Here is a 22,719-nt window from a genome sequence, read left to right as displayed (position 1 = left end):
ACGTAACCTGCGTCTTAGCTCTTCCTGGGTTTCGACTTCGGCGAAGTCTCGCCACGGCGGGACGTGATCCGCTTGCGGCCGGTTGCAGACTTGCTGCCGCCCTTGGGCTTTGCCCGGGACGCGCGAACCTGCTTTCCGCCAACGCGGCCCCGGCTCAGCATTTCAAAGCGCAAGGCACCAGCAAAGGGCGCTGCTTCCACGAGCCGGACTTCGACGTTGTCGCCAAGTTGATAGGTTTCGCCGGTCTTGTCACCGATCAAGGAGTGCGACCCTTCGTCATGGCGATAATAGTCGATGCCGATGGTGGAGGCGGGGATGAAGCCGTCCGCACCGGATTCGTCCAGACGGATGAACAGACCCGACTTCACGACGCCGCCAATGCGGCCCTGGAAGGTTGCTCCCACCCGGTCCGTCATCCAGAGCGCGATCAGCCGGTCGATGGTGTCCCGCTCTGCGAGCATCGCCCGCCGTTCGGCGCTTGAGATCTCGCCGCCGATGGCCTCCAGTTTGTCCTCGATGCCTTCCGGCAGGCCATCATTGCCCAGCCCAAGTGCCCGGATCAGGCCCCGGTGCACGATCAGATCCGCATAGCGGCGGATCGGCGAGGTGAAATGGGCATAGCGGCGCAGGTTCAGGCCGAAGTGGCCGATGTTCTGCGGTGTGTATTCGGCCTGGGCCTGGCTGCGAAGGACCACCTCGTTGACGAGCTGAGCCTGGGGCGTGTCCTTCACCTTGGCTAGAATGCCGTTGAAGACGGATGGCCGCAGACCGCCCGCGGACGGCAGCTTCATGTTCAGGGTTGACAGGAAGTCCTTCAGGTTCTGAAGCTTCTCGGGCGTCGATGCATCATGGACACGGTAGAGCAGTGGCGTTTTCTTCCGTTCCAGCGTTTCGGCAGCCGAAACGTTGGCCTGGATCATGAACTCCTCGATCAGCTTGTGGGCGTCCAGACGTTCGGGCACATAGACGTGATCGACCGTGCCATCCGGCTTCAGCTTGATCTTGCGTTCCGGCAGATCCAGTTCCAGCGGCTCACGGGCATCGCGAGCCTTCTTCAGGCACGCATAGGCATCCCAGAGCGGCTTCAGCACGCCTTCGACCAGGGTCTCTGTCTTTTCGTCGGTGACGCCCTCGATCGCCTTTTGCGCCTGCAGATAGGACAGCTTGGCAGCCGAGCGCATCAGCACCCGGTGGAAGGTGTGGCCCCGGCGTGCGCCGGTCTTGTCGAACACCATGCGGACGGCAAGGGCAGGGCGGTCTTCCTTTTCGCGCAGCGAACACAGATCGTTGGAAATCCGCTCCGGCAGCATCGGGATCACCCGGTCCGGGAAATAGACCGAGTTGCCCCGCAGATGCGCTTCCCGGTCCAGGGCCGTGCCCGGACGGACATAATAGGCAACATCCGCGATGGCGACATAGACGATCTGTCCGCCTTCGTTTTCCGGATCCTTGTCCGGCTCGGCAAAGACCGCATCATCGTGGTCCTTGGCGTCCGGCGGGTCGATGGTGAGCAGCGGGATCTGGCGCCAGTCCTCGCGCTGGCCAAGCGTGACCGGTTGGGCCTTCTCTGCCTCGACCTCGACGGCCGAGGGGAAGACATGAGGAATGCCATGGGAGTGGAGAGCGATCTCGGAGACCGCCTTTTCCGACTTCATGGAGCCGAAACGCTGCACGATAGCCGCGCGCGGCGTGCCATAGCGGCCGCTGCGGTTGACCTGCACGCTGACCAGATCGCCGTCTTCGGCGTCGTTCAGCTCGCGCGGGTCCACGTCCAGCTCGCGCTGCTTGATGTCGATGGGCTCAAGGAACGGCGGTTTGCCCGGCCCGCGCATGCGCAGGATGCCGAGAATGGCGCCTTGAGACTTTTCCAGAACCTTGATGACACGGGCCGTATACTGGGCTTCGCCATGTTCCTCGGCTTCCGTCAGACGGACGAGGGCGCGATCGCCGATGCCCGGCTGAGGCGTCTTGTTTGAGCGGCCGCTGAGCACGAGGATCTTCGGCGGGCTGCCCGCCTCGTCGTCCCAGTCCACCGGCTCGCCAAGAAGCTCGCCATCCCGGTCGCGGGCAACGAGATTGGTGACGAATACTGGCGGCAGATCGCCCGGGCGGATCAGGCGCTTCTGGCGCCGTTCCACCAGGCCCTCTTCGCCGAGGTCCTTCAGCATTTTCTTGAGCTGGATCCGCGCGGCGCCGATGATGCCGAAGTGGCGCGCGATCTCGCGCTTGCCGGCCTTGCCGGGATTATCGGCGATGAAGGTCAGAAGATCTTCGCGCGAGGGAAAGTCGCCGGGAGTTTTGGCTCCCGGCTTGGGCTTGCGGTTTGCCCCTTTGGGCGGGGCGATGCGTCTTGCGTTCAAGATCCGTCTTCCGGACCGGCATCTTCAGAAGGCGATTTCGCCTTGGATGCGGTCTTTTTGGCCGCTGGTTTTTTCGCGGCGGTTTTCTTGGCAGCCGGCTTCTTCTCGGCTGTGGTTTTGCTTGCGGCCTTCTTGGCGGCCGGCTTCTTGGCCGGAGCCTTTTTCTTGGCGGCGCCCTTGGGCGCCTTGGCCGCGATCAGTTCGAGAGCCTGCTCCAGGGTCACGGCTTGCGGGTCCGTGTCCTTCGGCAGCGTCGCATTGACCTTGCCGAACTTGACGTAGGGACCATAGCGCCCGTCATAGACATTGACCGGGCCGCCTTCGGTGGGATGTTCGCCCAGCTCCTTCAGCGGCGTGGCAGCGGCGCGTCCGCGTCCGCCCTTGGCGCGCTTTTCAGCCAGAACGTCCACGGCACGGTTGAGGCCGACCGAGAACACTTCATCGGGCGAGGACAGGTTCGCGTAGGTGCCTTCGTGATGCACATAGGGGCCGAAGCGCCCGAGGTTCGACGTGATCATCTTGCCGTCTTCCGGGTGCAGCCCGACCTCACGGGGCAGGGAAAGCAGCTGCAGGGCCTTCTCCAGATCCAGATCAGCTGCGGACCATCCCTTCGGCAGGGACGAGCGTTTCGGCTTGGCTTCCTCGCCGAGCTGCACATAGGGACCGAAACGGCCGATGCGCAGGGAGACGTCGAGGCCAGTTGCCGGATCCTGTCCGAGCACCTTCGGGCCATCCGGCGTTGTGCCATCCTCGCCATCGCCGGACTTGGCGAGCTGGCGGGTGTAGTTGCACTCCGGATAGTTGTTGCAGCCGATGAAAGCCCCGAAGCGGGAGACCTTCAGCGACAGCTGGCCGTTGGAACAGGACGGGCAGGCGCGGGGATCCGAGCCATCTTCCTTGGCCGGGAAGATATGCGGGGCCAGCAGCTCGTTCAGGGCGTCCAGAACTTCCGAAACGCGCAGATCCTTGATCTCGTCGACGGCGCCATGGAAGTCACGCCAGAAGTCGCGCAGAACTTCCTGCCAGGAGAGTTCACCGGCCGAGATCTTGTCGAGCTGCTCTTCAAGGCTCGCGGTGAAGTCGAATTCCACATAGCGGTTGAAGAAGCTTTCGAGGAACGCGATCACGATCCGGCCCTTGTCCTGGGGGACAAGCTGCTTCTTTTCCAGTTCCACATAGTCGCGGTCGCGCAGGGTCTGCAGCGTCGAGGCATAGGTGGAGGGGCGGCCGATGCCCAGCTCTTCCATCTTCTTGACGAGGCTGGCTTCCGTGTAGCGCGGCGGCGGCGTGGTGAAGTGCTGACCGGCTTCGATGGCTTCAGCTGCTGCCCCTGCAAGGGCAAGGCTCGCGCCTTCATCGACGGCTGGCAGACGGCGGGAGCTTTCGTCCTCGTCGTCGTCGCGGCCTTCCTGATAAAGCGCGAGGAAGCCGTCGAAACGGACAACGGAGCCGGAGGCGCGCAGCGCTGCGGTCTTGCCGGAGCCCTTGGCCGTGATGTCGATGGTGGTGCGCTCCAGAACGGCGCTCTCCATCTGGCTGGCCATGGTCCGCTTCCAGATCAGCTCATAAAGGCGGGCCTGATCCGGGTCCAGGAACCGGGCGACATCCTTCGGACGGCGCGACAGATCCGTCGGGCGGATCGCTTCGTGCGCTTCCTGGGCGTTCTTGGCCTTGGTGGAATAGAACCGCGGCTTCTCCGGAACGTAATTGGCACCGAAGTCCTGGCCAATCACCTGGCGTGCAGCGGTGATGGCTTCCTGGGCGATCTGCACGCCATCGGTACGCATATAGGTGATGAGACCGGAGGTCTCGCCGCCAATGGCAATGCCTTCATAAAGCTTCTGTGCCACCTGCATGGTCCGCGAGGCGGAGAAGCCGAGCTTGCGCGAGGCTTCCTGCTGCAGGGTCGAGGTGGTGAAGGGAGGGGCCGGATTGCGCTTGGCCGGTTTGGAGACGACGCTGTCGACAGCGAAGGACGCGCCTTCCAGCATGCGCTTGATGGTGGTGGCTTCCGCTTCGGAGGTAATATCCAGGCGGCCGAGCTTCTTGCCGTCAAATCCGGTGATGCCCGCAGAAAGAGCATCGCCAGAAGGCGTCTTCAGATTGGCAAGGATCGACCAGTATTCCTGGGCCTTGAAGACCTCGATCTCCATTTCCCGGTCGCAGATCAGGCGCAGCGCCACGGACTGGACGCGGCCAGCCGAACGTGCGCCCGGCAGCTTGCGCCACAGAACAGGAGAGAGAGTAAAGCCGACGAGATAGTCGAGGGCGCGGCGGGCGAGATAGGCATCCACCAGAGGCGTGTCCAGCGGACGCGGGTTCTTCATCGCCTCCAGGATCGCGGACTTGGTGATGGCGTTGAAGACGACGCGCTCGACCGGCTTGTCCTTCAGCACCTTCTTCTTCTGGAGCACTTCCAGAACGTGCCACGAAATCGCTTCCCCTTCGCGATCAGGGTCAGTTGCGAGAATGAGGCGGTCAGCATCCTTGACGGCGCTGGCGATTTCCGAGAGGCGCTTGCTCGACTTGCCGTCGACTTCCCAGCTCATGGCGAAGTCTTCGTCCGGGCGGACGGAACCGTCTTTGGCAGGAAGATCGCGCACGTGGCCGTAGGAAGCCAGAACGTGATAGTCCTTCCCGAGATATTTGTTGATCGTCTTGGCTTTCGCCGGCGATTCCACAATGACGATGTTCATCAGTACCCAGATGCTGTTGAGAGCAGGCCGGTGTCCCCAGCGGACCGGCTTGTGCCGCACATTACGTGTCTTTTTATCAAGGCGACGATCAGGGATCGAAAGCCGCCTGTCAAATGTACGTTTGTAGGCAGAAGGTCAAGTCTTAGCCGAAAATGCCGCTTTTCCACCGTCTGCGGTTTGCAGGCTCTGGTTGACCATCTGCCGGTGTGCGCGGCAAAAGAGCTGTGTGAGCAACTCTTGTGACTGTGAAAGCCGGACTGCCATGCCGATGCCCAATGAATATCAGACCGCCAGTCAGCAATTTGACCGGTTTCTGGAGGACGCGCGAGAGGCGCTGGATCTGACAACACGAAATCAGACCTACACCTGTGTTCAGGGCGTTTTGCTGGTGTTCCGGGCCAGGCTGACGGCCGCTGAAGGGCTCCGGTTCGCCAATGAACTGCCTGCTGTCCTGCGGGCAATCTTCGTCAAGGGTTGGGACATTTCCCGGCCGCCTGAGCCATTCCTGACGCGGGCGCAAATGGCTGAAGAGGTTGCGCACCTTCGCCAGCACCACAATTTTTCTCCAGTCACGGTGATCGAGGATGTGGCGAAGGCCTTGCGCGGGTATGTGGATCTAAAGGCTTTTGATGCCATGCTTGCGGCCTTGCCGCTGGAGGCTGCGGCTTTTTGGTCTGAAGACGCCGGGCCATTTGAGCAAGCCACGTTGGATCAATAGACCAGCGAGACCCGTTGCCCTGCGTGCCGCTCCAGCCGGCCGGCAAGTTCCAGTTCCAGCAGCAGAATCTGGATGAGGCGGGCACTTTCGCCCGTATGCCGCACCAGTTCGTCTATGCCCACGGGCGTGGGACCCAGGGCCATGATCAACCGTTCGCGCAGGTTGTCGCTTGGCTCGGATGGCAGGCCGCCACCTGAGGTCTCCGGTTCCTGAACATCGAGATCGAAGGGGAGATCCGGCTCGATCCGCCCTGCCAGCGCCTCTTCCACATCATCGGCGCAAGTCACCAGTGCCGCGCCCTGGCGAATCAGATTGTTTGCACCTTCCGAGCGTGGATCGAGCGGCGAGCCAGGAACCGCAAAGATGTCCCGGTTCTGTTCCAGCGCGAAGCGCGCGGTGTGCAGGGAGCCGGACCCCTTGGCCGCTTCGATCACGATCACGCTGAGGGAGATGCCGCTGATCAACCGGTTCCTGCGCGGAAAGTCCCGCCCGCGCGGTTTCCAGCCGAAGGGCATTTCGCTGACCGCATTGCCGCCATTGGCGAGAATGTCGGCGAGCAGCCTGTCATGCTCCGGCGGATAGAGGATATCAACGCCGCCGGCCATAACCGCAACGGTGCCCCCCTTGAGGGAGGCGCCATGGGCCGCTGCGTCAATGCCCCGGGCGAGACCTGAAACGATGACATATCCCCGCCGTGACAGGTCCTCCGCCATCAGATGGGCCATCTTGCGCCCCGCAAGAGAGGCATTGCGTGCCCCGACAACAGCTACGGCTCTGGGCTGGGAGAGTGCATTGGCTCCGGTCACGGAGAGAAGGGGCGGGGGACCGTCGATATGGCGCAGGTGGGGCGGATAGCCCGGTTCGCCCAGGGCCACTAGGCGGGCGCCCATGCGCTGCATCGCCTCATATTCTTCCATTGCGTCATGGAGCGGGCAGACACGGATGGCCTGCTTGCCGCCGCGGCGGGACAGGGCAGGAAGCTGGGCAAGGGCAGCTTCCGCAGAGCCGAAATGGTTGATCAGCTCCCGGAACGTGGCAGGACCCACATTTTCAGACCGGATGAGGCGGAGCCAGGCGAGGCGCTGGGCCTCGCTTAATAGTGGGGAGCCTTTGTTGTCAGGCTCCCTGTTCATTAGGCTGTTCCGCCGCCACTGTCCGCGGCCGGGGCAGCGGAGGATTTTGCGCCGATCTTGGATTCCTTGCCGCTGAGCAGGCGGCTGATATTCTCATGGTGCTTGATCCAGAGGATCAGGGACATGGCACCGAAGACAAGGGCCGTCCGGTTGTCGCCCATGGCCAGCAGCACGAAGGGGGAAATCAGGCTGGCTGTGAGCGCGGACAGGGACGAGTAGCGCAGGGTAAACGCCATGGCGAGCCAGATCAGCGCGAAAGCGATCCCGACGGGCCAGGCAAGGGCTAGCAGAATGCCGAGATAGGTGGCAACGCCCTTGCCGCCCTTGAAGCCGAGCCAGACCGGGAAAAGATGCCCGAGAAAGGCCGCGAACCCCGCAATCAGCGCCGCATCCGGGCCAACCAACTGCCGGGCGAGAAGGGCTGCGACAGTGCCCTTCAGCGCGTCGCACAGAAGCGTCGCCGCAGCCAGAGACTTCCTGCCCGTGCGCAGAACATTGGTCGTGCCGATGTTGCCCGAGCCGATCTTGCGGATGTCCCCAAGACCAGCCATGCGGGTGATGACCAGACCGAAGGGGATCGACCCCAGAAGATAGCCCATGGCAGCGACGGCCAGAACAACAGTCCAGGACAGTTCCCAGCTCAACAGGTCAGGCACCTATTTTCCTCCACCCGGCCAATGTGGCCGTAAAACGTAATCGGTATTTACATGAATGCTTTGTAGGAATTGCATGATATGTGGCCAGTTGTGAAGCTGGAAACTGTCATTTCTCAGAGCTTGTCCGCTTTCGCTTCTTCCAAACTGGATATCCAATCCGCCCAGACAGCGGGGTCTGTAGGCTTCCCATCCTCCAGCAGAGCCATCCCTCCAAGGAAACCTGCAAGATCGTCGGAAGCGGTCAGTTCGTAGAGCTTTCTGAGATAGATATACATTGCACGATAAGCTTCAGTCTCTGACAACATTTTTCTTAATCTTAAACTTTGTGCTTCTGAGATTGCAGGACAGTTACCTTTGCCGTCCTTCTATTCCCTTCGAGCATTTCGAATATAGCCCCAGACTTTAGCCAATTATGAGGGGCGTCCTCTACAAGGAATTTCGCTGTACCGCTTTCATAGTCAAATATATTCGACGCTTTGTGAAACTCGATCAAGACGCTCCAGGATTCATGTGGCCATGTGTCTTCATCGTTGAGAAACCGGGCGGCAGTCGAATATCGTCCAGAAGCTGGGCGATCTTTCTTCGATGGTTCCCACTCGACTTTGACAGAGGCGCTCATTGTTCAATGTTTCCGGCGGATTTTCCCACGCCGAGAAGATGCGGAGAAATTGGTAGAATATTGTCGCACCCCGGCCTGCGTTACCAGGTGAGAGCGTCTTGGGAGGAGGCACGTATATCCAGGTCATATTTCTGGGACCTGTCGCGCCTGTGCAAGTGTTTGTATTTCAAAGGCGGTGTCCGCACCGCATCGGCTTCTGATCTTTGTAAAGAGATGCAGACAACATTGAGCAACTAACCTTGGGCGGTTAGTTGCCTAGATACCGGGATAAGTACCTCTGTTGAGTTATGGCATATCATCGGCGAGCGGTTGTCTGGCATGTTTTGCACTACTCTCGTCGATTGCACCGGTCACTTGGAAGTTTGTTCTCGCCGTTTCAAGGCTGACCTTATTCGCGCCGCCGGCGTAGGACGGGTCGTGGAACTGAACTTCGTCATCCTCCCAGCCGCATACGGAACAGATCTCAAAAGTTCCAGGTGGCTTTTCGCCAAGCGTCAGGAAGTGACAGCAGGGGCAAGGGTATTTCATTCCACGTTCGCTTTCTCCCGTGGTTATCCATCAGGGTGGAAGAAGGAGCATTTTGTTTCAAAAATCCTTATTGAAATAAGAACTTATTCGTATCGAGTTGGTGTTCTGGAAGCAAATTAAAGTGCTTCTAACATTCAGTTCTTCAAGGAAATGGTGAGGTCCATGCCAAAGTTCACACCTTGAATGGCGTAAGTGTTGGAGAATAATTTTATAATATCTTTGTCTATCCATACTTTTCCTGTTGCTGCCCTCAGGGTGCTTTCCACGAAAAGACTTGCTGTGATTTCATCGTCTGATGCAATGCAAGTCACAGTCAGATCTTTGAGGGTTTTTGAGTATTTCTTCATTTTTATTTTGAAAGGCAGAATCTGCTAATGAGGATGCAGCTGAAAGACTTGCTTCTGAAAATGTCTCCATGCAGCAATTTTTCAGAAAGTAGATGAGTTCGTTGGAGATACTGTCTCCGGAGTTCCAATATATATAGGTGGTCATAATAACGGCTCTGAGAAGGTCATCCTCCTCATTTTCAATGAATATAGAAATTAAATCTTTTACCCTCTTGATGTTTTTCTCGTTCGCTCTGTTTAGCAGACCATAAGAGAGGATAGTATAATAGCTGATTTCTTCGTGTGGTCCAAAGAAAAATCTATCAATTTCATTGATATCATTTTTGGATGGAAGCTTTTCGTCCTTTAATTTAATATAGATATCTCTGTGCAGTTGCTGCATCTTACTTCTCCAGCAATTATTTATTTTTAAAATTTTATCGGACTTGGTTGTGTTTGTTTTTCCAGTGTTGTGTGATCGCTGAGTTGGTTCTGTTTTCCCCTTAGATTGGGTTTTCAATCCAGCCAATTTTCTCGCAATACCATGTTGTTACGAGATGAGTGCCTTCCAATCCGCCGGACCTGGTGATGCAAAGCCCATATGGTTTCGTATTGAGTAGTCGATAGTCGTATGAATTGGGCGGTGTTGGCCAAGATGATGGCCAATGATCATAATTTACAGTGACCTGGAACTGTGCTTCCGCCGTTTGCCCACACGATCTCAGAGCATCAAAATAAGCGCTATAGAGAAGCGAAGCTCTTTCCTTGCTGCCTCCAGCAATGCCGATCTTCATGCGATCCGATAATTCGGAGAGTAGCGGGCCAGGAGTGCAGTGCTGCGGTTTGAAATTCTGGCTGAGAGGTTCGTAAGAAGGCCCTTCCTTGTCGCGGCAGCCAGCCAGAACCATGGCCACAAGCGCAAGAAAAACGGTCATAGGAAGCGAGGGGGCGGAATTCATGTTTAGATTCAATCCCGCCAAGCCCCCTTTTAGAATTCAACTAGGAATAAGTATAAACCGTCCGCCCTGCAACGATTGTCCGCAGCACCCGGCCGGAAAAACGGGCATCCTCGAAGGGCGAGTTTTTCGACCTTGAGCGGATGGCGCTTTTTTCCAGGACCCAGGGGCGGTCCGGATCGAAGACGGTGACGTCTGCCGGAGCTCCTGCGCTGAGGCGTCCGGCGTCGAGGCCGAGGCGCTTGGCCGGGTTGATGGTCATGGCTGCGAGCAGGGGCTGAAGTCCGATGTCGCCTGCATGATAGAGCCGCAGGGCGGCTGCCAGCAGGGTTTCGAGGCCAATGGCCCCATCTTCCGCTTCCGCCCAGGGGTGCCGCTTGGTTTCAACGTCCTGCGGATCGTGGTTGGAGCAGATGATATCGACCGTGCCGTCCGCGACCGCCTTGATCATGGCATTGCGGTCATCTTCGTCCCGGAGGGGGGGCGACATCTTGAAGAAGGTCCGGTAGGGGCCGATGTCGTTTTCGTTCTGGGTCAGGTGGTTGATCGAGACGCCGGCAGTCACATTCAGGCCCCGGTCCTTGCCGCCCTGGATCGCCTCGGCGGCATCTGAGGTGGAGATGAGGCTGGCGTGATAGTTGCCCTTGGTCATGGCAACGAGGCGAAGGTCGCGCTCGACCATGATGATTTCAGCTTCGCGCGGCACTCCCGAGAGGCCCTTCCAGGAGGCGTTCAGCCCAGCGTTCATCGTGCCGCCCGCCAGGTCCGGATCTTCCGGATGATGGACGACAAGGGCGCCGAAATCCCGGGCATAGGTCAGGATCCGGCGCATGATCTGCGCATTGCGGACGGACTTGTGGCCGTTGGTAAAGGCCACGGCGCCTGCTTCCTGCAACAGGCCGATTTCAGTCATGTCCGTGCCGTTGAGGCCCTTGGTGAGGGCCGCCATCGGCTTGACATTGACGATAGCCGTGTCACGGGCCCGGCGCAGGATGAAGTCCACGAGCGCCGGATCGTCGATGATCGGATCGGTTTCCGGCATGGTCACGATGGTGGTGATGCCGCCTGCCGCTGCCGCTTCGCTGGCGCTGGCGAGGGTTTCCCGGTGCTCATGGCCCGGTTCACCGACGGAAACGCCCATGTCGATCAGGCCGGGCGCCACGATGGCACCGCCGCAATCGATGATCTCTGCGCCATCCGGAGCGCCCTGGTTAAGCGCTTCGGGGCCGGCCGCCAGGATGAGCCCGTCCTGAAGGATGACGCTGCCGGCAGCGTCCAGACCGCGTGCCGGGTCGATGACCCGCGCATTCGTCAGAACCAGGGGTGTTGCTGTGTCTTTGGCCACGGGTCGGATCCTACTGGTTCGGCAGATGGGCGGAGAGGGCTTCCAGGACGGCCATGCGCACGGCAACGCCCATTTCCACCTGTTCGCGGATGAGGCTCTGCGGCCCATCGGCAACGGCCGGGTCGATCTCGACACCGCGGTTCATCGGGCCGGGATGCATCACCAGCGCCCCCTCGTTGGCGTAGGACAGCTTCTCCGCATCCAGACCGTAGTAGCGGTAATATTCGCGCACCGACGGGATGAAGGCGCCGTTCATGCGCTCGCGCTGGAGGCGCAGCATCATGACGATGTCGACCCCCTTCAGGCCTTCCTTCATGTCGCGGAAGACTTCGACGCCCATCCGCTCGATGCCGCCGGGCAGAAGCGTGGAAGGGGCGATGACCCGCACGCGGGCACCAAGGGCGTTGAGCAGGATGATGTTCGACCGGGCCACCCGCGAATGCAGGATGTCGCCGCAAATGGCGATTGTGAGCCGGGAGACCGTGCCCTTGTGCCGCCGGATGGTCAGGGCATCCAGCAGGGCCTGGGTCGGGTGTTCATGGGCGCCGTCGCCCGCGTTGACCACCGAGCAGCCGACCTTGCGCGCCAGAAGATGCACCGCGCCGGCCGCATGGTGGCGCACCACCAGCAGGTCGGGGTGCATGGCGTTCAGCGTCGCGGCCGTGTCGATCAGGGTCTCGCCCTTCTTCACCGAGGAAGACGAGACGGACATGTTCATCACATCCGCACCAAGCCGCTTGCCCGCCAGCTCGAAGGAGCTTTGCGTTCGGGTCGATGCCTCGAAGAACAGGTTGATCTGGGTGCGTCCACGTAAAACGGACTTCTTCTTTTCAACCTGGCGGCTCACCTCAATGGCGTCTTCCGCCCGGTCCAGAAGGCCGAGGATTTCGTGGGGTTGAAGACCTTCTATGCCCAGCAAATGACGATGGGGGAAAAGATCGTGTCGACGGGGTTCGTTTGCGCTCATCGAAGCCTAGGCTATAGGCCTGAGCGGGCGAGTCCACAAGGGCTGAGTTCAATCACCTGACCCTGTCCACACGCGGGGGCACGGGACGGGGTGATATTTGTCCAGTTAGCCAAAAATCAGCAGAGCGGCGGGAATGGTCGCCGAGGCGATCAGGGTCTGCAGCGTGATGATTTCCGCCATCAGCTTGGCATCACCGCCCATCTGGCGGGCAAGGATATAGGAATTGCTGGCAGCTGGCACGGAACAGGCAATGATGACAATCGTTTGTGCCGCGCCGGTCACGTCAAAGGCGAGCGTGTAGAGATAGCCGACCAGCGGGACCAGCAGAGGCCGGATGAAGGTGCCCAGGCTGAGGCCGGGGCCCGGGCGGCGCAGGGAATGGAGGTCCAGGCTTGCCCCGACGCAGATGATGCCGATGGGAAGAGAGGCTCTGCCGAAGATTTCCAGGGTCGAGTCGATTGCGCCGGGCAGGGTGAGCCCTGACAGGTTCACGATGATGCCGACGCCGATGGACAGGATCAGCGGGTTGGTGAAAAGGTCCTTGAGGATCCTGCCCGCGCTGGGCGCGGTGCCGCTGGCAAAATGGGACAGCGCCAGGATCGACATGACGTTCAGCAGCGGGATCATGAAGACCATGGCGATGGCCAGCATGCCGAGGCCTTGCTCACCCACCACATTGTCGGCGATGGCCAGCGCAATCATGGCGTTCCAGCGCAGGGTGCCCTGAAAGATAGAGGTGAAGCGCGGCCCGTCGACGTTCCAGATGGCCTTCATCGGCAGGCGGGCCAGAAGCAGCAATCCTGCCATGGTCAGAAGCGTTGCCAGCAGTGCTGCGCCCATGCCGAAGGTTGGCAGCTTTGAAAAGTCGACCGCCGCGATGGTACGGAAGAGAACTGCGGGGAACAGCACGAAATAGGCGAGACGCTCTACCCCGCGCCATTGCTCACCGGTGATCAGCCCTGTCCGGGCAACCGCGTAGCCCGCTGCAATCACGAGAATGATCGGCAGCAGGGCGGTGAGCGTCATCAGCATGGCAAATCAATCTTCGAAAATAGGGAAGCTCCGCCGTGCCACTGGCTGGTCCTGCTGCATGTGGCCGAGACGGTCCAGGAATCCTTGCAGGATATACGCCGCCGCCATCTTGTCCACCACTTCGCCGCGCCGGGCGCGGCTGGCATCTGCCTCCAGAAGCGTGCGGGTAACTGCGGCCGTGGACAGGCGCTCGTCCCAGAAGGTCATGGGCAGGTCGGTCATGGGCGCAAGATTGCGGGCAAAGGCACGGGTGGCCTGCACGCGGGGGCCTTCGCTGCCGTCCATGTTGAGGGGCAGCCCGAGCACCAGTCCGCCGACTTCCTGCTTCGCGCAGATCTTCAAGAGTTCCTGCGCATCCAGAGTGAACTTCTTGCGCCGGATCGTTTCCATGGGCGAGGCAATGCCCCGGCCAAGGTCGGAGAGGGCAAGACCGATGGTCTTGGTGCCAAGGTCCAGGCCGATCAGACGGCTGTTCGGGCGGAGGACTTCGAGAAACGCGTCCAGTGTCAATGTGGGGTCAGATGCCATGACCGGGCTTTACCAGTTCGGCCGGTTCCGCGCCAGTGATCTGCAGGATTTAGGGAAAGATCAGGCCATCTTGGCTAGCACTGCCTTGGCAGCACTCATCAGGTGGCGGCGCAGGGCCTTTTCGGCCTTGCGGCCATCCCGGTCGATGATGGCGGCAAGGATGGCGGCATGTTCCTCGTTGGAGCGCTGCATGCGTTCGGTTGCCTTCAGCTGGGACTTGCGGAAGGGGGCAAGCTTGAGCCGCAATGCGTTGGCAACCTCGATCAGCTCCAGATTATGGGTGCCCTCGAAAATTGCCGTGTGAAAGGCCGTGTTGGTGAGCTCATAGTCCCGTTCCTTTCCAGCTTCCGCCAATCGCGACATGGTCTGGTGCAGGTCTTCCAGCGCCGCTCTTTCGCTGACCGTCATGCGCTCGGCGGCGAGCCGGCCGCAGGTGGCCTCGATCTCGCCCATGGTTTCGAACAGGGCGTCGACCCGTTCGCGGGTGATTTCAGCAACCAGAACCCCGCGATAGGGCACGCGCTCGGCCAGGGCCCGGGAGGCAAGCTCGTGCAAGGCCTCGCGGACCGGCGTGCGGGATACGCCGAAGCGCTCGGTCAAGGCCTGCTCATCCAGCCGGGTACCGGGAGCCAGCCGCCCATCGATGATTTCTGCCTCCAGCTCGTCGGCGATGACGGCGCTATGCAGGCGCTTGGCCTGTTCCCCTTTGGCCTGTTCCCCTGAAACAGGGGTGGGCTTGCCGTCAGGGGCAGTGGTCGCTCGGTTCTTGGTCATGGTCGTCTATATGCGGGGTCCGGGCAGAGCTTCGCAAGAGCTTGTCTTTGCTCTCTCAACCACTTGTCTTGGGCGCTGGAGTGGCTACCTTTCGCGGGGAGCGGTGCAAGGCCATTGGCCCTGTGTCCACGGAACCTGCCAGCCCGCGCGGACGATGCTTCAGGGCTATGCAATGGGGCAATGCAACGGGGCAATGGAACAAGGAAGACCAAAGTCATGAAAATCACCTGGTACGGACACGCTGCCTTCAAGGTCGAAATCAAGGATGCGATCATCCTCATCGACCCGTTCTTCACCGGCAATCCGTCCTTTCCCAAGGGCTTGAGCGTTGCCAAGGCAAGCGAAGGCGTGACCCATGTCCTGCTGACCCATGGCCATGACGATCATATCGGCGACAGCATTCATATCCTGAAGGAAACCGGTGCCCAGCTGACCGGGAATGCGGAAATCTGCGGCTGGGCGTCCTCCAAGGGCGTTTCCAACGTCAATCCGATGAACTCCGGGGGCATGGTGGATGTCGGGCCGTTCAAGGTCGGGCTGACCGTTGCCCATCATTCCTCTTCGACCAGCGCCGACGGTGGCATCACCTATCTGGGCAATCCCCATGGTCTGATCATCGCAGCGCCGGGCGAGCCGGTGCTCTACCATATGGGCGATACGGATATCTTCGGCGACATGGCCCTGATCAACGAGCTTCACGCGCCAAAGGTCGGTCTGGTGCCGATCGGTGACCGCTTCACCATGGGCGGCAAGGCCGCAGCGCTGGCTTGCAAGCGGTTCTTCGACTTCGACAAGATCGTGCCCTGCCACTATGCCTCCTTCGGTCTGCTCGACCAGACGGCGGACACGTTTCTGGACAATCTGGGCGATGCTGCCTCCAAGGCGGTGGTGGCAGTTCCCGGCCAGGCATTCGAGGTCTGAGATCAAGCCATCGAGTGGATACGGATTTGAAAACAAGAAAGCCCGGCGGAGTGTTCTCCGCCGGGCTTTCTCACTTTCGGGAAAGGTTCCGGAAATCAGGCGATTTCGGTGACCAGAGCGTCCTTGCTCTTGCGGACCTTCTTCATCGGCAGAAGCCAGTCGGCGTCTGCCTGACGGGTGCCGAGCGGCAGCAGGAGGACAGAGCGCAGGCCGCGTTCGCGCAGACCCAGGATTTCATCGACCTGAGCCGGATCAAAGCCTTCCATCGGGGTGCTGTCGACTTCGAGTTCAGCGGCAGCTGCGAGGGCGAAACCGAAGGCGATGTAGGCCTGGCGGGCAGCGTGCTGATAGTTCACTTCAGCTTCGCGCGGCAGGTAGTTGGACTTGAGCTTCGCGTAGTAGTCCTGCATCAGGGGCAGTTCGCCGCGTTCATCAGTGAGCTGCTTGGTCACGGAATCGATGCGATCGGCAGTGTAGTTGTCCCAAGCTGCGAAAACGAGCAGGTGGGAGCAATCGGTGATCTGGGCCTGATCCCAGGCGACCGGACGGATCTTGGCGCGGACGTCGGCATTGGTGATCACGAAAACTTCGAACGGCTGCACACCGCTGGAGGTCGGTGCCATGCGGATCGCTTCGACGATCTGGTCGACCTTTTCCTGCGGAACCGGCTTGGACGGGTCCATCTTCTTGGTGGCATAACGCCAGTTCAGCTTTTCGATCAGAGAGCTCTGCGACATTCCTGCATCCTTCATGTAAGGCGAAAGGTGGTATACATTTGTAATCGACGATATATGAGGAACTGAAATTGGCCGCAAGGAGGCACATTTTTGAGCCTCGGTAACATGGAGGATACCGGCATGAAGTCAGACGGCCCTTGCAAGGATTGCAGCCGCATCAATGAGGTCCTGTCCCGTGTGGGGGACCGCTGGAGCGTTCTGATTGTTATTTCATTGGGAAATTACGGAACGCTGCGGTTTAACGAATTGAAGCGGAACCTGGGCATTTCCCAGCGCATGCTGAGTCTGACCCTGCGCGAACTCGAGCGGGACGGCATGGTCAACCGCGAGTATCACCCGACAATTCCGCCCAAGGTGGAATATTCTCTGACACCGCTTGGGGAATCGATCCGTGGCCCCTTGCGCGAGATTGGTGACTGGGCGCTCAATAACCTGCCTGCCATCGACGAGGCCCGGGCGCGCTACGATGCGCAAAGCGGGCTGGACCGGGAAAGCGCGTGATCCCTGCTTCTTCCCCTCGCTGCGAAACTTGTCCCTGCATGAAGTGAGGGCTGCGGCAGCTTGCCGCAGCTTGCCGGTTTTCTAAGGGATTCTGCGGAGTTGTTTTGTTATAAAGTAACCTGATGCGACTTCTGGCGCGGTTAGCCTCGGTTCGTGTCGCCGCACTGTCATGCAAGCTCATTATCCGGGGCCGGTCTTCTTCAATAGCCAGCCATCTGGAGAGCAAGCTATGACCGATCAAAACACCCGCAAGATGTCCTTTGACGAATGGGATGAAGTGGTGCGTCCTGCGCCCGAGACGACCGATTTCGATGCCGTCGTCAGCTCCGCACTTTCCCGTCGCAGTTTCCTTGGGGTTCTCGCCTTTGGCTCTGGAGCTGCTGCCATGGGGCTTGGCACTGCCGCAGGTCTGCTGACGACGACGTCCGCAGAAGCCATGGCTGCCAGCCGCTTTGCGTTCAAGCCGATCGACATTGCCACCGACAGCACGATCCATGTTCCGGAAGGCTATACCTGGGACATTCTGGCGAGCTGGGGTGACAAGCTGTTCTCCGATGCAGCCGATTTTGACCACGCCACCGGCGGTGATCTTGCCTCTTCCGACAAGATCTTCGGCGAGAACACCGATGGCATGGAGTTTTTCTCCGTGGGCGAGCGTCAGGTCATCACGGTGAACCATGAATATGTGAACCCGGAAATCAATCTGCCGAAGAATGCAGACGGCATGCCGGTTTCTGCAGATGACGTGCGCAAGCTGCAGAACCTCCAGGGTGTTACGGTGATGGAAGTCACCGAAGGGAATGACGGCTGGAAGGTCGTTGTCGACAGTCCCCTGAATCGCCGCATCACCCATCTGACGCCGATGGTCTTTGCCGGTCCTGCTGCCGGTCATGATCTGCTCAAGACCGAAGCAGATCCCACGGGAACCCAGTCTCTGGGGACTTTCAACAATTGCGGTTCCGGCCGTACGCCATGGGGCACCTATCTGACCTGCGAGGAAAACTTCAACAGCTACTTCGGATCCACCGACGCAGCCTTTGAACTGCCGGCAGACTTCAAGCGTTATGGCGTTTCCAATGAAACCCGCTATGCCTATGAAAAGTTCGATGAGCGTTTTGACATTTCCAAGAACGTGAACGAGCCGCGCCGCGCCGGATATGTTGTCGAGATCAATCCCGCGGATCCGGCCTCCACGCCGGTCAAGCACACCGGTCTTGGCCGCATCAAGCATGAGAACGCCGAGTGTGCGCTTGCCCGTGATGGACGTGTCGTCGTCTACATGGGCGATGATGAGCGTGGAGAGTTTCTCTACAAGTTCGTTTCCAACGGTACCTATCAGACTGGCGGCAGCACAGAAGGCCTGCTGGATGATGGCACGCTCTATGCCGCCAAGTTCAATGACGACGGCACCGGTGAATGGCTTGCCCTGACCGAAGAGAGCACCGGCATGAGCCTGGCGGAGATCTGCATCTTCACCCGCATGGCTGGTTCCAAGGTTGGCGCGACCACCATGGACCGTCCGGAATGGGTCGCGGTCAATCCGATTGCAATCGAGGCCTACTGCGCTCTGACCAACAACTCCCGTCGTGGCCTCAAGCCGAATGCCGGTGGCGACGAGACGCCGGTCGGCGGTCCGAACCCGCGTGAAAAGAACGAATATGGTCAGATCGTCCGCTGGTATCCGGAGAATGACGATCACGCCGATCTGAAGTTCAAGTGGGATCTGTTCGTGATGGCCGGCAACCCGGCAGTTCACAAGGATGCCTATGCCGGTTCTGCGAACATCAATCCCGGCAACATGTTCAATTCGCCCGACGGCATGGCATTCGACACGCGTGGGCTGCTGTGGATCCAGACGGATGGTGACGACAGCAATGAAGGTGAATTCTCTGGCCAGGGCAACAATCAGATGCTCATCGGCGATCCGGCCACAGGTGAAATCGCCCGCTTCCTGACTGCTCCGCATGGCGCCGAGGTGACGGGTCTTTGCTGGTCTGCCGACCTGCGCACAGCGTTTGTCGGTATTCAGCATCCGAGCGCACCGTTCCCGGACGGCGAAGGCAAGCTGCCGCGCTCCTGCATCGTGGCTGTCCGCCGCGCCGACAACGCGCTGATCGGCTGAGCCACTGGAACTATAGAAGGCACAGCGGGCAACCGCTGCGCCTTCCGTTTGATAGCTTCTGCCATCCTTGAAGGGGGGAGCGTTTATCCTGATGACCAGCCCTGAGGACTGCATCTCCTACCGGATAATCGGTTCCTTCAGGTCTTCTGCCTTCTTGTCCTTGATCACCTGCCAGTTCAGGTCGGCGTCATGAATGATGCCCTGTGTATCGGCGAGAAAGCGTTCCTGAACGGCGGCGCTGTTGTTCAGATAGAGTTTGCCATCGACAATCTTCCAGGCATCGGGGACCACCGGCACCTTGAAACCCTTGCTGGCGCCAAAGGCACAGAAGCCGCCATATTGCGGGGCATATTTGGCTGGGTCCGCCGTGAAGAGGTCACGGTTCTCGGCTGAGGCGAATTTCCAGGTGACGCCTTGATAGTCGGCCGTGAACTGGTCCTGTCCCTGAACCGGCTTGTGCTTGGTGAAATAGGCTACCGGATCGGTTCCGCCGATGGCTGCGCCATCCTTCACGAAATTGGTGACCTCGTCGGCAAAGGCTGCCCCTTTCGGAAGGGCAATCGGTGAAGCGGCCAGTACCGCCGCACTAAGCAGAAGGCTGGCCAGCAGGGGCTTGAACGGGATGGGCTTGAAGCACGTCAAGTTGGAACGAAGCATGGTGGCGGGTCTCCCTTAAAGTCTTCCGGTGCAGGTCTGACCGGGTCTGACCTCAAGGATTGCCGCGTGATACGGAATTTGGCCAATCAAGCCTGATCACGGCAGCGCCACAGACGCGCGAGGACCGGGAGCCCGAGGCGCTGTCAGGCCGAGCACCAGATGAATGGCACTGCCGATCATCTCCCGGGTCACTTTCCGGTTCCGGATGTGCAGATTGAAGTAGATGAGGCCCAGCAGCAGGTCGATGCGGGTTTCCATCTCCGCCTCAAAGGGCGTTGCGATGAAGATCTGGCGCAGCAGCAGACGCCTGTCATCTTCTGCCTCGTTCAACACGCTTCCAAGTGCCGGGTTCGCCCGCAGGGGGATCAGTGCACGGATTGCACCGCCGAGCGCCGTGTCCTGAAGGGAGGTGACCATGTCCGTGAGCGCCGTCTCCAGATCGCGGGCGACGCTGCCCCTTTGCGGCGGGGCGAAACGGGTTTGATCCAGCCCATGCCGGATGGCTGCGGCGGCAAGGGCTGACTTGTCTTTCCAGCGCCGGTAGATGGCCTGCTTGCTGGTGTGGACACGGGCGGCAAGGCTGGCGATGGTCATCGCTTCATAGCCTTTGCCGGACAGCTCTTCGAGCGCCGCCTCCAGGAGAGCCGCAGTGACACGGCTTTCCTTCGGGCGGCCGGAAGAGCGGTTCGGATCAGGCTTTGTCGAGGCGGGCATCATGAAAGGCCATCAATTCCGGTTACTATTGGTACCGGTATGTCATTCTTTTTGGGGGTGCTGCAAGGGGCGGGACTTGCCCAGTCCGCCGGATTGAGGAAAACAGGGGCATCCGTCCGGTGTTGCGCCGGACCTGACTTGGCTAGATCAAAGGAAGGGTATTCATGTCCGTCGACATTGAAACCGTCAAACGCGTGGCACGTCTTGCCCGCATCAAGGTGAGTGACGAGGGCGCCGAGCGCATGACCGGCCAGCTCAATGGCATTCTCGGCTTCGTCGAACAGCTTGATGAAGTGGATGTCACCGGCGTCGAGCCGCTGACTTCCGTTGTCGAGCAGACCATGAAGAAGCGCCAGGACGGTGTGACTGACGGCAACTACCCGGACGACGTGACCCGCAACGCTCCCATGACCGAAGACAACTTCTTCATGGTGCCGAAGGTGGTCGAGTAAGCCAGAGCAAATGTCCGCCACGATCGCTCCCGAAAGCCCTCTCAGCGATGACATGAGACAGATGATCCGCGAATTGAATGCGGTTCTTCTGGAACTGTCTCCTCCGGAGGCCTGCTATCACATGACGCCGGAAGAAATGGCCGGGCCGGAGACGACCGTCTTCGCCGCCCGCATCGGCGGTGAAATGGCAGCCTGCGGAGCCCTGCACCGGCATGGCGAAGGGATCGGCGAAGTGAAGCGCATGTACACCCGTCCCGCCTTTCAGGGGCAGGGACTGGGCAGCGCGATCCTGAACCGGATCGTGTCCCTCGCGCAGGAAGAAAGCTTGTCCTGTCTCGTTCTCGAGACCGGTGACAAGCATCCGGCGGCGTGGCGCATTTACGAGAACGCGGGGTTTTCCCGCTGCGGGCCTGTGCTGGATTATCCCGACAGCCCGTATTCGATATTCTATCAGCGGCCAGTCAACGCCGCCTAAAGAGGTCCCGACAATGACCGACTTGACCAAACTGACCATCGCCGAAGCGCGCGAAGCGCTGAAGCGCAAGGATTTCACCGCGACGGATCTGACCTCCGCGTTCCTGAAGAACATCGAGGCGGGCAATGGCGCGCTGAATGCCTATGTGGCTGTGACTGCCGACAAGGCGCTGGAGATGGCCAAGGCTTCCGATGAGCGCCTTGCCAAGGGCGAAGGCGGGGCGCTGGAAGGCATTCCGCTCGGCGTGAAGGACCTTTTTGCCACCAAGGGCATTCACACGCAGGCCTGCAGCCATGTCCTCGATGGCTTCAAGCCGACCTACGAATCCACCGTCACGTCCAATCTGTGGGCCGATGGGGCCGTGATGCTGGGCAAGCTCAACATGGATGAGTTCGCCATGGGCTCTTCCAACGAAAGCTCCTATTACGGCCCGGCGGTCAATCCGTGGAAGGCCAAGGGCTCTGACGAGAAGCTGGTTCCGGGCGGCTCTTCCGGCGGGTCTGCTGCTGCCGTCGCCGCCCGTCTGTGCATGGGCGCAACGGCAACCGACACGGGCGGCTCCATCCGCCAGCCTGCGGCGTTCACCGGCACGGTCGGTATCAAGCCGACCTATGGCCGCTGCTCGCGCTGGGGTGTCGTCGCCTATGCATCGTCCCTAGATCAGGCTGGTCCGATTGCCCATGACGTGCGCGATGCAGCCATTCTGCTGAAGTCTATGGCCAGCGTTGATGCGAAGGACACCACCTCCGTCGACATCGAAGTGCCGGATTACGAGGCTGCCATCGGGCAGTCCGTGAAGGGCCTCAAGATCGGCATTCCGGCGGAATACCGCATTGAAGGCCTGCCGGCGGAGATCGACGCCCTGTGGAAGCAGGGCATCCAGATGCTCAAGGACGCTGGCGCCGAGATCGTCGACATTTCCCTGCCGCATACCAAATATGCCCTTCCGGCCTATTACATCGTGGCACCGGCGGAAGCCTCCTCGAACCTCGCCCGTTATGACGGCGTGCGCTATGGCCTGCGCGTTCCGGGCAAGGACATCGTCGAGATGTACGAGAACAGCCGTGCAGCAGGCTTCGGCTCCGAAGTGCAGCGCCGTATCCTGGTCGGCACCTATGTGCTCTCCGCTGGTTACTATGATGCCTATTACCTGAAGGCCCAGAAGGTCCGCACCCTGATCAAGCGGGACTTCGAACAGGCTTTCCATGCTGGCGTCGATGCCATCCTGACCCCGATCACCCCGTCTTCCGCCTTCGCCATCGGCGATAAGGAATTGGCAGCCGATCCGGTCAAGATGTACCTGCAGGACGTCTTCTCGGTCACGCTCAACATGGCCGGCCTTCCGGGCATTTCGGTTCCGGCAGGGCTCGACTCCAAGGGTCTGCCGCTCGGGTTGCAGCTGATCGGCCGTCCGTTCGGGGAAAGCACCCTGTTCCAGACTGCTTCGGTGATTGAGCAGGCCGCTGGCCGGTTCACGCCGGAAGCCTGGTGGGCATAAGCTG

23 protein-coding genes are annotated in these 22,719 nt (G+C 60.1%); 7 read left to right on the top strand and 16 right to left on the bottom strand.

Annotated elements, in window-relative coordinates; genetic code table 11:
* Window positions 1-14: 14 nt before the first annotated feature.
* Both rnr and topA read right to left on the bottom strand, forming a co-directional pair.
* Window positions 15-2,360 carry a ribonuclease R gene (rnr, locus tag BUA94_RS08110; protein WP_073011650.1) on the bottom strand — a complete coding sequence of 782 codons (2,346 nt, stop codon included), beginning with the start codon at window positions 2,358-2,360 and terminating at the stop codon, window positions 15-17.
* A complete protein-coding gene (gene topA, locus BUA94_RS08105) occupies window positions 2,357-5,056 on the bottom strand; it encodes a type I DNA topoisomerase (RefSeq protein ID WP_073013739.1) in 2,700 nt (899 codons plus the stop codon). The genes rnr and topA overlap by 4 nt, the downstream gene beginning before the upstream one ends.
* 268 nt (window positions 5,057-5,324) lie before the next feature.
* Between topA and BUA94_RS08100 the strand changes: the two genes are divergently transcribed.
* The gene (locus BUA94_RS08100) at window positions 5,325-5,774 is read left to right on the top strand and encodes a DUF2267 domain-containing protein (RefSeq protein WP_408011917.1); all 450 of its coding nucleotides are present in this window, start codon (window positions 5,325-5,327) and stop codon (window positions 5,772-5,774) included.
* On the opposite strand, the gene dprA is transcribed toward BUA94_RS08100, so the two are convergent.
* The 11 genes from dprA to BUA94_RS08045 all read right to left on the bottom strand — a co-directional run bounded on the left by dprA (window position 5,768) and on the right by BUA94_RS08045 (window position 14,638).
* Entirely contained in the window at window positions 5,768-6,907 is a 1,140-nt protein-coding gene (gene dprA, locus BUA94_RS08095; RefSeq protein ID WP_073011642.1) for a DNA-processing protein DprA, read from the bottom strand. The two genes, BUA94_RS08100 and dprA, sit on opposite strands and share 7 nt — an antisense overlap.
* Entirely contained in the window at window positions 6,907-7,563 is a 657-nt protein-coding gene (gene plsY, locus BUA94_RS08090) for a glycerol-3-phosphate 1-O-acyltransferase PlsY (protein ID WP_073011637.1), read from the bottom strand. The genes dprA and plsY overlap by 1 nt, the downstream gene beginning before the upstream one ends.
* Window positions 7,564-7,676: 113 nt before the next feature.
* Window positions 7,677-7,838: a hypothetical protein gene (locus tag BUA94_RS08085; protein ID WP_208980025.1), complete on the bottom strand. Its 162-nt coding sequence runs from the start codon at window positions 7,836-7,838 to the stop codon at window positions 7,677-7,679.
* Between the two features lie 629 nt (window positions 7,839-8,467).
* Complete coding sequence (locus BUA94_RS23970) at window positions 8,468-8,710, bottom strand: CPCC family cysteine-rich protein (protein ID WP_073011628.1); 243 nt, start codon at window positions 8,708-8,710, stop codon at window positions 8,468-8,470.
* Window positions 8,711-8,995: 285 nt separating this feature from the next.
* Window positions 8,996-9,565, bottom strand: coding sequence for a hypothetical protein (locus BUA94_RS23290; protein WP_139251064.1), 570 nt, complete (start codon window positions 9,563-9,565; stop codon window positions 8,996-8,998).
* Window positions 9,540-9,995 (bottom strand): hypothetical protein, encoded by a 456-nt coding sequence (locus BUA94_RS23285; protein WP_139251063.1) that lies wholly within the window; start codon window positions 9,993-9,995, stop codon window positions 9,540-9,542. The genes BUA94_RS23290 and BUA94_RS23285 overlap by 26 nt, the downstream gene beginning before the upstream one ends.
* Before the next feature lie 40 nt (window positions 9,996-10,035).
* Window positions 10,036-11,337, bottom strand: coding sequence for a dihydroorotase (locus BUA94_RS08065; protein ID WP_073011622.1), 1,302 nt, complete (start codon window positions 11,335-11,337; stop codon window positions 10,036-10,038).
* Window positions 11,338-11,347: 10 nt separating this feature from the next.
* The gene (locus BUA94_RS08060; RefSeq protein WP_073011619.1) at window positions 11,348-12,304 is read right to left on the bottom strand and encodes an aspartate carbamoyltransferase catalytic subunit; all 957 of its coding nucleotides are present in this window, start codon (window positions 12,302-12,304) and stop codon (window positions 11,348-11,350) included.
* Between the two features lie 105 nt (window positions 12,305-12,409).
* Complete coding sequence (locus BUA94_RS08055; RefSeq protein WP_073011618.1) at window positions 12,410-13,336, bottom strand: AEC family transporter; 927 nt, start codon at window positions 13,334-13,336, stop codon at window positions 12,410-12,412.
* A 6-nt stretch (window positions 13,337-13,342) separates the two neighbouring features.
* Window positions 13,343-13,864: a Holliday junction resolvase RuvX gene (gene ruvX, locus BUA94_RS08050; protein ID WP_073011615.1), complete on the bottom strand. Its 522-nt coding sequence runs from the start codon at window positions 13,862-13,864 to the stop codon at window positions 13,343-13,345.
* 60 nt (window positions 13,865-13,924) lie between these two features.
* Entirely contained in the window at window positions 13,925-14,638 is a 714-nt protein-coding gene (locus BUA94_RS08045; RefSeq protein ID WP_084081868.1) for a GntR family transcriptional regulator, read from the bottom strand.
* A gap of 216 nt (window positions 14,639-14,854) precedes the next feature.
* On the opposite strand from BUA94_RS08045, the gene BUA94_RS08040 reads away from it, so the two are divergent.
* The gene (locus BUA94_RS08040) at window positions 14,855-15,559 is read left to right on the top strand and encodes a metal-dependent hydrolase (RefSeq protein ID WP_073011612.1); all 705 of its coding nucleotides are present in this window, start codon (window positions 14,855-14,857) and stop codon (window positions 15,557-15,559) included.
* Between the two features lie 95 nt (window positions 15,560-15,654).
* Here BUA94_RS08040 and BUA94_RS08035 read toward each other — a convergent pair whose 3' ends face one another.
* Complete coding sequence (locus BUA94_RS08035) at window positions 15,655-16,296, bottom strand: NAD(P)H-dependent oxidoreductase (protein ID WP_073011609.1); 642 nt, start codon at window positions 16,294-16,296, stop codon at window positions 15,655-15,657.
* Between the two features lie 120 nt (window positions 16,297-16,416).
* Between BUA94_RS08035 and BUA94_RS08030 the strand changes: the two genes are divergently transcribed.
* Together BUA94_RS08030 and BUA94_RS08025 are read left to right on the top strand one after the other, a co-directional pair.
* A complete protein-coding gene (locus tag BUA94_RS08030; RefSeq protein ID WP_084082002.1) occupies window positions 16,417-16,797 on the top strand; it encodes a winged helix-turn-helix transcriptional regulator in 381 nt (126 codons plus the stop codon).
* A gap of 229 nt (window positions 16,798-17,026) precedes the next feature.
* Window positions 17,027-18,919: a PhoX family protein gene (locus BUA94_RS08025; protein ID WP_073011602.1), complete on the top strand. Its 1,893-nt coding sequence runs from the start codon at window positions 17,027-17,029 to the stop codon at window positions 18,917-18,919.
* Window positions 18,920-19,036: 117 nt separating this feature from the next.
* On the opposite strand, the gene BUA94_RS08020 is transcribed toward BUA94_RS08025, so the two are convergent.
* Together BUA94_RS08020 and BUA94_RS08015 are read right to left on the bottom strand one after the other, a co-directional pair.
* A complete protein-coding gene (locus BUA94_RS08020; RefSeq protein ID WP_084081867.1) occupies window positions 19,037-19,576 on the bottom strand; it encodes a YHS domain-containing (seleno)protein in 540 nt (179 codons plus the stop codon).
* Window positions 19,577-19,672: 96 nt separating this feature from the next.
* The gene (locus BUA94_RS08015) at window positions 19,673-20,293 is read right to left on the bottom strand and encodes a TetR/AcrR family transcriptional regulator (protein ID WP_073011598.1); all 621 of its coding nucleotides are present in this window, start codon (window positions 20,291-20,293) and stop codon (window positions 19,673-19,675) included.
* Window positions 20,294-20,454: 161 nt separating this feature from the next.
* On the opposite strand from BUA94_RS08015, the gene gatC reads away from it, so the two are divergent.
* Genes gatC through gatA form a run of 3 tightly spaced genes read left to right on the top strand, consistent with a single transcriptional unit; the run spans window position 20,455 to window position 22,715 of the window.
* The gene (gene gatC, locus BUA94_RS08010) at window positions 20,455-20,742 is read left to right on the top strand and encodes an Asp-tRNA(Asn)/Glu-tRNA(Gln) amidotransferase subunit GatC (RefSeq protein ID WP_073011595.1); all 288 of its coding nucleotides are present in this window, start codon (window positions 20,455-20,457) and stop codon (window positions 20,740-20,742) included.
* A 10-nt stretch (window positions 20,743-20,752) separates the two neighbouring features.
* Window positions 20,753-21,217 carry a GNAT family N-acetyltransferase gene (locus BUA94_RS08005; RefSeq protein WP_073011592.1) on the top strand — a complete coding sequence of 155 codons (465 nt, stop codon included), beginning with the start codon at window positions 20,753-20,755 and terminating at the stop codon, window positions 21,215-21,217.
* 13 nt (window positions 21,218-21,230) lie between these two features.
* Window positions 21,231-22,715 carry an Asp-tRNA(Asn)/Glu-tRNA(Gln) amidotransferase subunit GatA gene (gene gatA / locus BUA94_RS08000; protein ID WP_073011589.1) on the top strand — a complete coding sequence of 495 codons (1,485 nt, stop codon included), beginning with the start codon at window positions 21,231-21,233 and terminating at the stop codon, window positions 22,713-22,715.
* Window positions 22,716-22,719 lie beyond the last annotated feature (4 nt).

The sequence above is a fragment of the Roseibium suaedae genome, from assembly GCF_900142725.1.
Taxonomy (GTDB): Bacteria; Pseudomonadota; Alphaproteobacteria; order Rhizobiales; family Stappiaceae; genus Roseibium; species Roseibium suaedae.
Note: the sequence above shows the minus strand (reverse complement) of the source record. Positions and strands in the feature narration are given on the sequence as shown.